A 12543-nucleotide genomic window follows, 5' to 3' on the forward strand; every position below is an offset into this window, starting at 1 on the left:
GGGGAGGCCGGGGCCCGTCTCACGGTCCGCGCCAGACGTTGGCGAAGGCCGTGTTCTCGATGGTCCGCCGCTGGCGTACGGCCTCCAGCTCCATCACCGCCTCGTGGACGGCGGCGACCACGGTGGTCGCGGACTCGTCGTCGAGGCGGAGTTCGTCGTCGGACCGCCCGCCGTCGAGGCCCACGGCCGACGCGAGCGCGGCAAGGACGGGCTCCCCCTCCTCCCAGCGGCCCACGGCCCGGCGGCGGCCGGGCGTATCCACCAGCTGAACGCGCTTCGGTCCGAAGGGCAGCCTGCCGCTTCTCTGCTGGGTGAGCTCGCCGTCCCGCTCCAGAGCGTCCTGGTAGGTGGCCGCGAGGTCCCTGCCGCGACGCCACAGCCAGTCCTCGATCCGCTCGTGGGGCGGCTGTTGGACGATGTGCCCCGCCGCGTCGCCGAGCAGCCGGTCGTCCGGCGCCGGCGCTCCGCCCGGCACGACGCGGTCGCCGTCCAGGGTGACGGCTCCCGCGCCGATGAGGTCGAACAGCTCGGCTCCGGCGAGGGCGAGCGACAGGTCGCCCTGCCCCACGGTGTGCTCCGGCTCCGGGTCCATGGCGATGCTGAACAGGTCTTTCGCCGTGGTCATGAACGGCTCCCCTCATAGGCGTCGGCTGAGGACGGGACCCCACCGGCCGGGCCCGGCCCGGGGCCGGATGGGCGGCGAGGCGTCTGCCATGACCAGTATCGCCCCCGGCCGGCTCGGCCCGGTCTCGCTGACCCTCGGCGGACTACGCTCACCCAGGGGTCCGGCCCACATCGGCCGGGCTCCGCGGGCCGAGGTCCTGACCCTCGGACCAGCGGCGCATCACGGGGCGGGGGCGGCAGAGCATGGGTGCGGGGGAGCTGGAAACGGCGGTCCGGCGGAGCGACGCGGAGGCTGTGGCCGCACTGCTGGAGGCGGGGGCGGACCCGGAGACCCGCACGGACGACGGCCTGCCGGTGCTCTGCCTGGCGGTCGCCGCGTACGACGCCGCCGTGGCGAGGGCCCTGGTCGAGGGCGGCGCGGACCCGGACCGCGGGCTGCCGGACGGAACGACCGCGCTGGTACGGGCCATCGACGGCGGTTCTCCCGCGGTGACGAAGGCCGTGCTGGGCCGGGAGCCCCGGCTGAGCCTCCCGGCGGCCCGGAGGGCGTACCTGCTCGCCCTGGCCCGGGAGCGGTACGAGCGGGGCGCGGAAGCCGTGCTCCGGGACAGGGCGGGCGGAACCGGCTCCGTGCGTGAGCGCCGGGTCGAGGACGACGAGTACGACCGCGTCACGCAGTTGACGCTCGGCGACGTCACGGTCCGCGCCGGACACGGCGCGATCCTCACGGATCTGGAGTGGGCCTTCCGCGTCCTGACGCCCGTGGAGGAGTTGGTGGCCAGGGCCGTGGCACGGCGCGACCGGGACCATGTCGACCGGTCGTCCGCCCGGTGGGTGCTCGGCGAACGCCGCAGCAAGGAGACCTGGTCCGCCGTCACGGCGTACCGCCACAGCCCGGATCCGGAACACCGCCACTTCGTCCTCGACGTGCTCATCTGTTACCAGCTGACGCAGTCGAGCGCGCGGAACTCCTACGAGAAGGAGACGGCGGATCTGCTCGTGGCCTGGGCCGCGGAGGGCGAGGGCGACCCGAGCGTCCTCGCGGAGGTCCTCCGCGTCCTGAGCGAGGTGGAACACCGGGAGGCGGAGGCCGTGGGGCTGCGGCACGCCGGCCACCCGGACCCGCGCGTCCGGGCCCAGGTCCCCGGCCTCCTCCTGAGCTGGGACGACACGCGCCCCACCCTCGGCAGGGCGGCCAGGGCCGCCTTGCTGGAACTGGCCGGGGACGACCACGGGAGGGTGCGTGCGGTGACCGGCGGGGCCCTGGCCGCGGCTCATGACGGAAGTCCCGAGTGCATGGACGCCGTCGTCGCACTGCTCCGGGACCCGGTGGCCGAAGTGCGGGCCCGAACGGCGGAGGCCGCGGCCGAGGGCACGGACGGCACAACGGCGGTCGCCGACGCCCTGGTCGCACTGCTCGACGAGGACGACCTCGGAACCCGGCTCGACGCCGCCTACGGCCTGCTCCGTCGGAACGACCCGCGTACCGGGGAGGCGATCGACCGCGTGGGATCGCACACCCGCCCCGGCTTCGAGCACGACCACCGCCTCGCCGCGCTCTGGAGATGGGAGTGGGACCACAAGGACCGCGCGGACCATCAGGAACCCCAGCACCACCCGGACCACCAAGGCCCCCAGGACCACCGAGGCCACGAGGACCACCAGGGCCGCGAAGCCTGAGGAAATCGACAAGAGCTGCTGCGGCGGGCCCGGTTGCCGCCCCCGAGGGCTGCGTGAGGTGCGCGGGCGGCTGACGTACGCGCGGCGCAGCGGAACCCCGGTGGCCAAGGCGCTCGTACGGTTCAACCTGCCGTAGCGGTCAGGACGTGGCAGTCGCCGGTGCCCAGCGGGATTCGTCGAGCGCGGTCGGAGCGCGGTCGATGGGGAAGACCCACGAAGGGGCGCGGTGGAGCCTGCATGGCCGGGAGGCGTGCCCGGGGCTCCGAGGCGTCGGCTCCCGAGCGCGGGGCGGCCCTCCACAGAAACTTTGCATAAAAGTGCATAGCTGCGTATAGTCATGCCATCGATCAGGAGGGTTACCGATGGCGGTACGAGCAGCAGTGGCAGGGGCGAGCGGATACGCCGGCGGGGAGCTGCTCCGTCTTCTGCTGGCGCACCCGGAGGTCGAGATCGGCGCTCTCACCGGGCATTCCAACGCCGGGCAGGCCCTCGGTTCGCTCCAGCCGCACCTGCGGCCGCTGGCCGACCGGGTGCTGGAGCCCACCACCGCCGAGGTGCTCGCCGGGCACGACGTCGTCTTCCTGGCGCTCCCGCACGGGCAGTCCGCCGCGGTCGCCGAGCAGCTCGGGGACGAGGTCCTCGTCGTCGACATGGGGGCCGACTTCCGGCTGAAGGACGCGGGGGACTGGGAGAAGTTCTACGGGTCCCCGCACGCCGGGACCTGGCCCTACGGGCTGCCCGAGCTGCCGGGCGGGCGGGCCGCGCTCGCCGGGTCGAAGCGGATCGCGGTGCCCGGGTGCTACCCGACCGCCGTGTCCCTCGCGCTCTTCCCGGCGTACGAGGCGGACATCGCCGAGCCGGAGGCCGTGATCGTCGCCGCGTCGGGCACCTCCGGGGCGGGCAAGGCGGCCAAGCCGCATCTGCTCGGCTCCGAGGTCATGGGCAACATGACCCCGTACGGCGTCGGCGGCGGTCACCGTCACACGCCCGAGATGATCCAGAACCTCAGCGCCGCCGCCGGGCAGCCGGTCACCGTCTCCTTCACGCCCACCCTCGCCCCCATGCCGCGCGGCATCCTCGCCACGTGCAGCGCCAAGGCGAAGCCGGGTGTCAGCGCGGAGAGCCTGCGGGCGGTGTACGCGAAGGCGTTCGCGGACGAGCCGTTCGTCGACCTCCTGCCCGAGGGCCAGTGGCCCGCCACCGCCGCGGTCCACGGCTCCAACGCCGTACAGGTCCAGGTCGCCCACGACGAGGCCGCCGGACGGCTCGTGGTCGTCTGCGCCATCGACAATCTCGCCAAGGGCACCGCGGGCGGTGCCCTGCAGAGCATGAACATCGCCCTCGGACTTCCCGAGGACACAGGTCTTTCGACGATCGGAGCGGCACCGTGAGCGTCACGGCAGCACAGGGGTTCTCGGCGGCGGGCATCGCCGCGGGAATCAAGGACAGCGGGAACCCGGACCTGGCCCTCGTGGTCAACAACGGGCCGCGCCGCGCCGCCGCGGGCGTCTTCACCTCCAACCGCGTCAAGGCCGCCCCCGTCCTCTGGTCGGAGCAGGTCCTCAAGGGCGGCGAGGTCACCGCCGTCGTCCTCAACTCCGGTGGCGCCAACGCCTGTACCGGACCCCAGGGGTTCCAGGACACCCACGCCACCGCCGAGAAGGCCGCCGAGGTGCTGGACGGCCACAGCGCCGGCGAGATCGCCGTCGCCTCCACCGGGCTCATCGGCCTCCTGCTCCCCATGGACAAGCTGCTCCCCGGCATCGAGCAGGCAGCCGCCGCCCTCAGCGAGCACGGCGGCGAGAAGGCCGCCATCGCCATCAAGACCACCGACACCGTGCACAAGACGGCCGTCGCGGGCGGCGAGGGCTGGACCGTCGGCGGCATGGCCAAGGGCGCGGGCATGCTCGCCCCGGGCCTGGCCACCATGCTCGTCGTCCTCACCACCGACGCCGACGTGGAAGCCCCCGTGCTGGACGCCGCCCTGCGCGAGGCCACCCGGACCACCTTCGACCGGGTCGACTCCGACGGCTGCATGTCCACCAACGACACCGTGCTGCTGCTGGCCTCCGGCGCCAGCGGAATCACCCCGGAGCAGGGCGAGTTCGCCGAAGCCGTACGCGCCGTCTGCGCCGACCTCGCCCGGCAGCTCATCGGCGACGCCGAGGGCGCGTCCAAGGACATCCGGATCGAGGTGATCAACGCGGCCACCGAGGACGACGCCGTCGAGGTCGGCCGGTCCATCGCCCGCAACAACCTCCTCAAGTGCGCCATCCACGGCGAGGATCCCAACTGGGGCCGGGTCCTCTCCGCGATCGGCACCACGAAGGCCGCCTTCGAGCCGGACCAGCTCAACGTCGCCATCAACGACGTCTGGGTCTGCAAGAACGGGGGAGTGGGCGAGGACCGCGAGCTCGTCGACATGCGCTACCGGGAGGTCAAGGTCACCGCCGACCTCGCCGCGGGCGCCGAGTCCGCCGTCATCTGGGCCAACGACCTCACCGCGGACTATGTCCACGAGAACAGCGCGTACAGCTCATGAGCGCCGCGCGGAAGCACACCGCACTCCCGAAGGCGCAGATCCTCATCGAGGCGCTGCCCTGGCTGACCCGCCACCACGGCAGGACCGTCGTCATCAAGTTCGGCGGCAACGCCATGATCGACGAGGAGCTGAAGGCCGCCTTCGCCCAGGACGTCGTCTTCCTGCGGCACGCCGGCCTCAAGCCCGTCGTCGTGCACGGCGGCGGCCCGCAGATCAGCGCCCAGCTCGACAAGCAGGGCCTGATCAGCGAGTTCAAGGCCGGGCTGCGGGTCACCACCCCCGAGGCGATGGACGTCGTCCGGATGGTGCTCGCCGGACAGGTCCAGCGCGAGCTGGTCGGCCTCCTCAACCAGCACGGCCCCCTCGCCGTCGGCATGACCGGCGAGGACGCCCACACCATCACCGCCACCCAGCACCGGCCCACCATCGACGGCGAGTCCGTCGACATCGGCCGGGTCGGCGAGATCACCGCCATCGACACCGGGGCCATCCAGGCGCTGCTGGACGACGGCCGCATCCCGGTCGTCTCCTCCATCGCCCGCTCCGCCGACGACCACCACGTCTACAACGTCAACGCCGACACCGCGGCCGCCGCGCTCGCCGCCGCGCTGAACGCCGAGACGCTGATGGTCCTCACCGACGTCGAGGGGCTGTACGAGGACTGGCCCCACAGCGACGACGTCATCAGCCGGCTCACCGCGAGCGAGCTGGAGAAGCTGCTGCCCGAGCTGTCCAGCGGCATGGTCCCCAAGATGCAGGGCTGCCTGCACGCCGTGCGCAACGGCGTCGAAACCGCCCGCGTCATCGACGGCCGCGTCCAGCACTCCATCCTGCTGGAGATCTTCACCGACGAGGGCATCGGCACGATGGTCGTGCCGGACGCCCCCATCGACGTACACACAGGGCCTGAACAGGGGGAATCATGACCGGCACGGAAGCCGCGGGACTCACCTCGCGCTGGCAGGGCGCGCTGATGGACAACTACGGCACGCCCCGCCTGCCGCTCGTCCGCGGCGCGGGCGCGTACGTCTGGGACGAGGAGGGCACCCGCTACCTCGACTTCGTCGGCGGCATCGCGGTCAACGCCCTCGGCCACGCCCACCCCGCCGTCGTCGAGGCCGTCTCCACCCAGATCGCCTCCCTAGGGCACGTATCGAACCTGTTCATCGCCGAGCCGCCCGTCGCGCTCGCCGAACGGCTGCTGCACCTGTTCGGCCGTCAGGGGCGGGTCTTCTTCGCCAACTCCGGCGCGGAGGCCAACGAGGCGGCCTTCAAGATCGGACGGCTCACCGGGCGGACCCACATGGTCGCCACCGACGGCGGCTTCCACGGCCGGACGATGGGCGCGCTCGCCCTCACCGGCCAGCCGGGGAAGCAGGAGCCGTTCCGCCCGCTGCCCGGCGACGTCACGCATGTGCCGTACGGGGACGCCGACGCGCTGCGGGCCGCGGTCACCACCGACACCGCGCTGGTCATCATCGAGCCGACGCAGGGCGAGAACGGCGTCGTCGTCCCGCCCAAGGGGTATCTGGAGGCCGCCCGGGAGATCACCCGGGCGACCGGGACCCTGCTGGTCCTCGACGAGGTGCAGACCGGGATCGGGCGCTGCGGCCAGTGGTTCGAGCACCAGGCGCACCAAGGCGTCGAGCCCGACATCGTCACCCTCGCCAAGGGCCTCGGCGGCGGGCTGCCGATCGGCGCGACCGTCGCCTTCGGCCCGGCCGCCGACCTGCTGAAGCCGGGTCACCACGGCACCACCTTCGGCGGCAACCCGGTCGCCTGCGCCGCCGGACTCGCCGTCCTCGACACCCTCGCCGCCGACGGCGCGCTCGACGAGGTCAAGCGGCTCGGCGAGAAGATCCGCGACGGCGTGGAGGCGCTGGGCCACCCGCTGGTCTCCCATGTCCGCGGCAGCGGCCTGCTGCTGGGTATCGTGCTCACCGGACCCCTCGCACCGCAGGTGCAGCAGGCGGCCCAGGGAGCCGGCCTCCTGGTGAACGCGCCCGCCCCCGATGTCGTACGGCTCATGCCGCCGCTGATCATCGGTGACGCGGAGGTGGACGCGTTGCTGGAGATCCTGCCGGGAGCTCTCGACGCGGCACACGGGGACGGACGATCCGGAGCATGACCCTCCGGAGAATGAGGCGACGACGATGACCGAGGCGCAGGAAACCGAGCACGGCGGGCCGTCCGTGCCGCAGACCCGCACCGCCCGCCACCGCCGGATCGTGGACATCCTGAACCGGCAGCCGGTCCGCTCGCAGAGCCAGCTGGCCAAGCTCCTCGCCGACGACGGGCTGAGCGTCACCCAGGCGACGCTCTCCCGCGACCTCGACGAGCTGGGCGCGGTCAAGATCCGCAACACCGGCGGCGAGCTGATCTACGCGGTGCCCAGCGAGGGCGGATTCCGCACCCCGCAGGCCCCGCTGGGCGGTTCCGCCAAGGAGGAGCGGATGCGCAGGCTCTCGGCCGAACTGCTCATCTCGGCGGAGGCCTCGGCCAACCTCGTGGTGCTGCGCACCCCGCCGGGCGCGGCCCAGTTCCTCGCCTCGGCCATCGACCAGGCCGAACTGCACGACATCCTCGGCACCATCGCCGGTGACGACACGCTGATGCTCATCAGCCGCGACCCGAACGGCGGCCAGGCGCTCGCCGACCACCTGCTGAGGCTCGCCCAGAACGACCGCTGACGCCGAGGACTAGTAGCGCGTGATCGCGGTCGGGCCCGAGGTGGTCCCGACCGCGATGTGCGGTTCGCGCTCCGGGTCCGCCCACGCCAGGATCTCCGCCATCGCCTCCGCCGGGACCGAGACGCAACCCGCCGTCGCCCCGCGCCCGTTCACATGCAGGAAGATCCCGGCACCCCGATGGCGTACCGGCTTCTCGTAGTTGAAGCCGATCACCAGCGCCCGGGCGTACTGCGTCCCGTAGGAGACCAGGTGTTCGGCCTCCGCCGCCCGGCAGTCGGCGGGGCGCGGTTCCACCAGGCGGTTGTAGGCGTTCGAGGCGTTGTCCTGGCACCACCAGGATTCCTCGTTCACCTTCCGGTACGGATACGTCGTGCCGGCCGGGGCGTCCTCGATGCCGAAGGCGTACGGCAGGTCGTACAGCCCGGTGGGCGTGGTGCTGGTTCCCTGTTCCCGGGTGGCGCCCTCGGTCAGCCCGTTGGCCCCGAACCGCGCCGACGCCGACCCGGCCTCCGCCCACCGGCCCCCGCGCCGCTCCCACCAGGTCACCGTGCCCGTCGTGGAACCCGCGTCCGGTGCCTCGGCGGTGATCAGCTGGGAGCCGCCGCCCGTGTCCGCCAGCCGGTCCGGCAGGGGCGGTACGTCGGTGGCGGAGGCGTCGGCGGGCCCGGCCCCGAGGGAGCCGGCCAGGGCGAGGAGTACGGCGGCGGTCACCAGTGATCTGCGCATGCTCCGGACCGTACGGCGGCCGGCGGACCCGCCCCACCGGACCTGCTCCGTACGGCCCAGCGGCTCACTCCGGGCGGGGAATCACCGGTACCCGGGGTCCGGACGCCGCTGCCGCCCCGCCGCCCGCAACAGCCGATCCGCCGCCACTCGCACCGCGCGCGGCCGGTCCGGCGCACTGCGCTCGCGCAGCAGGCGCTCCGGAATCCCGGCGGCGTCCGGCAGCAGGGCCCGGGTCGCCGCCCGCACCACGGCCGGGCTCGGGTCGTCCAGCAACGGCGTCAACCGCTCCCGTACCACCACGTCCAGCGCGCGCAGCCCGGTGATCGCGTGCAGCCGCACGGCGGGCAGCGGGTGCTCCGCCAGGGCCCACAGCGTCCCGGCGTCCGTCACGCGGTCGCCGCACTCGCCGAGGCCCGCGGCGGCTCCCGGGTGCGCGGCGGGGTCGGCGCACAGCTGCCGGTAGACGGGGAGCGGGTCGACACCGCCCTGCCGCAGCACATAGCGGGCGCAGGCCCGTACGACGCCCGAGCGGTCGGCGAGGAACGGCTCCGCGTCACCGTGCCGCCCGGCCCGCCGCAGCGCGGTCACCCCGGCCGAGCGCACCCGGGGAGCGCGGGCGGTCAGCAGCCGGTCCAGCACGGCGGCCCCGCCCGGGGCCACGGCCCCACCCGCCGTCACGGCCGCGACGGCGGCGTCCGCGAAGAGGTCCTGGAGGGTGGCGTCACCGCAGCTCGCGGCCGTGGCGGCCAGCTCCATGGGGGTCAGCAGCCCGCGTTCGACCGCGATCCGGTACGCGAGTCTGTACGTCGTCCGGTCGGGGTGGGTCGTCAGCGCCAGCACCTCGGCCGCCGGGCCCTCGCGCAGCGCGACCTCCAGCAGAGCGCGGGCGAAGCCGCCCCGCTCCCGCCGCGACAGCCGCAGGATCAGCTCGGCCAGCGGGAGCAGGTCGCCGCCGGGCAGTTCGGCGAGCAGCGTCCGGGCCTTCTCGCGGACCGGAGCAACCCAGTCCGCGCACCGCACCACCAGCAGCGGGCGCAGCTCCGGGTCGGTGCGGGCCGCGTCCAATGCCGCCTCCCGGACCCGCCCGTCCCGGTGGCACAGGGCGACAGCGGGATGCGGTGGCGGCGGGGAGGCCGGGGCAGCGGCCCTGGAACCCGCACGTCCGCGCAACCGGTCCAGCAGCGTCGGGGCCCTTCGTTCCGGCTCCCCGGCCGGGCGGGTCCACAGCCAGGGGCGGTCGTCCGGATTCCGCACGGCGGCGTCGAAGGCCGGCCACGCCCCGGCCGACGCGACGTCGAACACCTCCTCCGGCGTCGCGCCCTCGCACACCCGCTCCACGGCTCGCATGGTCTCCCCGTCCCGGCCGTCCACCGCCGCACCCCCCGTCGTCGGCTGCCGATGCTAGAGGTGTTCCGGCCAAGGGGCGTCGGCATTTTCCGTCCGGTCGACCGCGTAGGCCGCCCTGACCTGCCGTTTTGACAAACAATACGGAGGACTGCATAGTTATACCCATCAGTGATTGCACCGTAAGGAGAAACCCGTGACCGAGCGCGTCGTACTCGCCTACTCGGGCGGCCTGGACACCTCCGTCGCCATCGGCTGGATCGCCGAGGAGACGAACGCCGAGGTCATCGCCGTTGCCGTGGACGTCGGCCAGGGCGGCGAGGACCTGGACGTCATCCGCAAGCGCGCGCTCGCCTGCGGTGCCGTCGAAGCCGAGGTCGCGGACGCCAAGGACGAGTTCGCCGAGGAGTACTGCCTCCCGGCGATCAAGGCCAACGCCCTCTACATGGACCGCTACCCGCTGGTCTCGGCCCTCTCCCGGCCGACCATCGTCAAGCACCTCGTCGCCGCCGCCCACAAGCACAACGCCGGGATCGTCGCCCACGGCTGCACCGGCAAGGGCAACGACCAGGTCCGTTTCGAGGCCGGCATCTCCGCGCTCGGCCCCGACCTGAAGTGCATCGCCCCCGTCCGCGACTACGCGATGACCCGGGACAAGGCGATCGCCTTCTGCGAGGAGAAGAACCTCCCGATCGCGACCACCAAGAAGTCCCCGTACTCCATCGACCAGAACGTCTTCGGACGGGCCGTCGAGACGGGGTTCCTGGAGGACATCTGGAACGGGCCGATCGAGGACATCTACGAGTACACCTCCAACCCCGCCACCCAGCGCGAGGCCGACGAGGTCGTCATCTCCTTCAAGGAGGGCGTGCCGGTCGCCATCGACGGCCGTCCCGTCACCGTCCTCCAGGCGATCCAGCAGCTCAACGAGCGGGCCGGCGCGCAGGGCATCGGCCGGATCGACATGGTCGAGGACCGGCTCGTGGGCATCAAGTCCCGTGAGGTGTACGAGGCGCCCGGCGCGATCGCGCTGATCACCGCCCACCAGGAGCTGGAGAACGTCACGGTCGAGCGCGAGCTGGCCCGCTACAAGCGGCAGGTCGAGCAGCGCTGGGGCGAGATGGTCTACGACGGCCTGTGGTTCTCCCCGCTGAAGCGGGCCCTGGACGGCTTCATCAACGAGGCCAACCAGCACGTCACCGGCGACATCCGGATGACCCTGCACGGCGGCCGCGCCGTCGTCACCGGCCGGAAGTCCGAGGAGTCGCTGTACGACTTCAACCTCGCCACCTACGACTCGGGCGACACCTTCGACCAGTCCAAGGCGCAGGGCTTCATCGAGATCTTCGGTCTCTCCTCGAAGATCGCGGCCAAGCGCGACCTCGCCTGACCTCCCCTCGTTGTACAGCCGCCTCCCCGTCCGCACGTGGCGGGGAGGCGGCCGCATATCCGCACCTTGCCTTCGCTTTCGTCTTTGCCCTGGCCTTTGTTCTTGAGGAGCACGCAGTGAGCAGCAACAACGGTGACGTCCGGCTCTGGGGCGCGCGTTTCGCCGACGGACCGGCCGAGGCGCTGGCCAAGCTGTCGGCCTCCGTCCACTTCGACTGGCGGCTCGCGCCGTACGACATCGCCGGCTCGCGCGCCCACGCCCGCGTCCTCAACAAGGCGGGCCTGCTCACCGAGGACGAGCTGACCCGGATGCAGGAAGGCCTCGACCAGCTCGAAGCGGACGTCGCCGACGGCTCCTTCACCGGCACCATCGCCGACGAGGACGTCCACACCGCCCTGGAGCGCGGGCTCCTGGAGCGCCTCGGCGCGGACCTCGGCGGCAAGCTGCGGGCCGGCCGGTCCCGCAACGACCAGATCGCCACGCTCTTCCGGATGTACCTGCGCGACCACGCCCGGACCATCGGCGGCCTCATCGCCGACCTCCAGAGCGCGCTGGTCGGGCTCGCCGAGGCCAACGCGGACGTCGCGATGCCCGGCCGGACCCACCTCCAGCACGCCCAGCCCGTCCTCTTCGCCCACCACGTTCTCGCCCACGTCCAGTCCCTCTCCCGGGACGCCGAGCGGCTGCGCCAGTGGGACGAGCGGACGGCCGTCTCCCCGTACGGCTCCGGGGCGCTCGCCGGATCCTCGCTCGGGCTCGACCCGGAGGCGGTCGCCGCCGACCTGGGCTTCGAGCACGGCTCGGTCGCCAACTCCATCGACGGCACCGCCTCGCGGGACTTCGTCGCGGAGTTCGCCTTCATCACCGCGATGATCGGCGTCAACCTCTCCCGGATCGCGGAGGAGATCATCATCTGGAACACGAAGGAGTTCTCCTTCGTCACCCTCCACGACGCCTTCTCCACCGGCTCCTCGATCATGCCGCAGAAGAAGAACCCGGACATCGCCGAGCTGGCCCGGGGCAAGTCCGGCCGCCTGATCGGCAATCTGACCGGCCTGCTCGCCACGCTCAAGGCGCTCCCGCTCGCGTACAACCGGGACCTCCAGGAGGACAAGGAGCCCGTCTTCGACTCCTGCGACCAGCTGGAAGTCCTGCTCCCCGCCTTCACCGGCATGATGGCCACCCTCACCGTCAACCGCGAGCGCATGGAGGAGCTGGCCCCGGCGGGCTTCTCGCTCGCGACCGACATCGCGGAGTGGCTGGTCAAGCAGGGCGTCCCCTTCCGGGTGGCGCACGAGGTGGCCGGCGCGTGCGTCAAGGAGTGCGAGCAGCACGGCATCGAGCTGGACCAGCTCACCGACGAGCAGTTCGCCGAGATCTCCGAGCACCTCACCCCCGAGGTCCGCACGGTCCTCAACGTGCCCGGCGCCCTCGCCGCCCGCGACGGCCGGGGCGGAACGGCCCCCTCCGCCGTCGCCGTACAGCTCGCCGAGGTGAAGGAAGACCTGGCCGCCCAGCACGCCTGGGCGACCGCCCGCCGGTAGTGG

Annotated in this window: 11 protein-coding genes; 8 read left to right on the plus strand and 3 right to left on the minus strand. The window is 72.8% G+C overall.

Going from position 1 to position 12543, the window contains the following annotated elements:
• Positions 1 to 19: 19 nt before the first annotated feature.
• The gene (locus tag ACFWRV_RS25670) at positions 20 to 625 is read right to left on the minus strand and encodes a GPP34 family phosphoprotein (protein WP_384338097.1); all 606 of its coding nucleotides are present in this window, start codon (positions 623 to 625) and stop codon (positions 20 to 22) included.
• 242 nt (positions 626 to 867) lie between these two features.
• On the opposite strand from ACFWRV_RS25670, the gene ACFWRV_RS25675 reads away from it, so the two are divergent.
• The 6 genes from ACFWRV_RS25675 (at position 868) to ACFWRV_RS25700 (ending at position 7536) form a co-directional block, all read left to right on the plus strand.
• A complete protein-coding gene (locus ACFWRV_RS25675; RefSeq protein ID WP_384338098.1) occupies positions 868 to 2304 on the plus strand; it encodes a HEAT repeat domain-containing protein in 1437 nt (478 codons plus the stop codon).
• 362 nt (positions 2305 to 2666) lie between these two features.
• The gene (gene argC / locus ACFWRV_RS25680; RefSeq protein ID WP_384338099.1) at positions 2667 to 3695 is read left to right on the plus strand and encodes an N-acetyl-gamma-glutamyl-phosphate reductase; all 1029 of its coding nucleotides are present in this window, start codon (positions 2667 to 2669) and stop codon (positions 3693 to 3695) included.
• Positions 3692 to 4846 carry a bifunctional glutamate N-acetyltransferase/amino-acid acetyltransferase ArgJ gene (gene argJ, locus ACFWRV_RS25685; RefSeq protein ID WP_384338100.1) on the plus strand — a complete coding sequence of 385 codons (1155 nt, stop codon included), beginning with the start codon at positions 3692 to 3694 and terminating at the stop codon, positions 4844 to 4846. Before argC ends, argJ begins: the two co-directional genes overlap by 4 nt.
• Entirely contained in the window at positions 4843 to 5772 is a 930-nt protein-coding gene (gene argB, locus ACFWRV_RS25690) for an acetylglutamate kinase (RefSeq protein ID WP_384338101.1), read from the plus strand. Before argJ ends, argB begins: the two co-directional genes overlap by 4 nt.
• Entirely contained in the window at positions 5769 to 6974 is a 1206-nt protein-coding gene (locus ACFWRV_RS25695; protein WP_384338102.1) for an acetylornithine transaminase, read from the plus strand. Before argB ends, ACFWRV_RS25695 begins: the two co-directional genes overlap by 4 nt.
• Positions 6975 to 6999: 25 nt before the next feature.
• Complete coding sequence (locus ACFWRV_RS25700) at positions 7000 to 7536, plus strand: arginine repressor (RefSeq protein WP_019764598.1); 537 nt, start codon at positions 7000 to 7002, stop codon at positions 7534 to 7536.
• Positions 7537 to 7545: 9 nt separating this feature from the next.
• Here the strand turns inward: ACFWRV_RS25700 and ACFWRV_RS25705 are convergent, their stop codons facing one another.
• On the minus strand, positions 7546 to 8262 hold the full coding sequence (locus ACFWRV_RS25705; RefSeq protein ID WP_384338103.1) for a L,D-transpeptidase: 717 nt from the start codon (positions 8260 to 8262) through the stop codon (positions 7546 to 7548).
• 81 nt (positions 8263 to 8343) lie between these two features.
• Positions 8344 to 9609: a hypothetical protein gene (locus ACFWRV_RS25710; RefSeq protein WP_384338104.1), complete on the minus strand. Its 1266-nt coding sequence runs from the start codon at positions 9607 to 9609 to the stop codon at positions 8344 to 8346.
• Between the two features lie 193 nt (positions 9610 to 9802).
• On the opposite strand from ACFWRV_RS25710, the gene ACFWRV_RS25715 reads away from it, so the two are divergent.
• Both ACFWRV_RS25715 and argH read left to right on the plus strand, forming a co-directional pair.
• Positions 9803 to 10996, plus strand: coding sequence for an argininosuccinate synthase (locus tag ACFWRV_RS25715; RefSeq protein WP_384338105.1), 1194 nt, complete (start codon positions 9803 to 9805; stop codon positions 10994 to 10996).
• Between the two features lie 116 nt (positions 10997 to 11112).
• Positions 11113 to 12540 carry an argininosuccinate lyase gene (gene argH / locus ACFWRV_RS25720; protein WP_384338106.1) on the plus strand — a complete coding sequence of 476 codons (1428 nt, stop codon included), beginning with the start codon at positions 11113 to 11115 and terminating at the stop codon, positions 12538 to 12540.
• Positions 12541 to 12543: the final 3 nt, after the last annotated feature.

It is taken from the genome of Streptomyces sp. NPDC058576, from assembly GCF_042718715.1.
GTDB lineage: Bacteria > Actinomycetota > Actinomycetes > Streptomycetales > Streptomycetaceae > Streptomyces.

What these genes read in the sequence shown, in the direction of transcription:
- ACFWRV_RS25700 (WP_019764598.1), top strand. Translation starts at nt 7,000, where the DNA reads ATGACCGAGGCGCAGGAAACCGAGCACGGCGGGCCGTCCGTGCCGCAG.
- ACFWRV_RS25695 (WP_384338102.1), top strand. Translation starts at nt 5,769, where the DNA reads ATGACCGGCACGGAAGCCGCGGGACTCACCTCGCGCTGGCAGGGCGCG.
- ACFWRV_RS25675 (WP_384338098.1), top strand. Translation starts at nt 868, where the DNA reads ATGGGTGCGGGGGAGCTGGAAACGGCGGTCCGGCGGAGCGACGCGGAG.
- ACFWRV_RS25670 (WP_384338097.1), bottom strand. Translation starts at nt 625, where the DNA reads ATGACCACGGCGAAAGACCTGTTCAGCATCGCCATGGACCCGGAGCCG.
- argB (WP_384338101.1), top strand. Translation starts at nt 4,843, where the DNA reads ATGAGCGCCGCGCGGAAGCACACCGCACTCCCGAAGGCGCAGATCCTC.
- argC (WP_384338099.1), top strand. Translation starts at nt 2,667, where the DNA reads ATGGCGGTACGAGCAGCAGTGGCAGGGGCGAGCGGATACGCCGGCGGG.
- ACFWRV_RS25705 (WP_384338103.1), bottom strand. Translation starts at nt 8,262, where the DNA reads ATGCGCAGATCACTGGTGACCGCCGCCGTACTCCTCGCCCTGGCCGGC.
- ACFWRV_RS25710 (WP_384338104.1), bottom strand. Translation starts at nt 9,609, where the DNA reads ATGCGAGCCGTGGAGCGGGTGTGCGAGGGCGCGACGCCGGAGGAGGTG.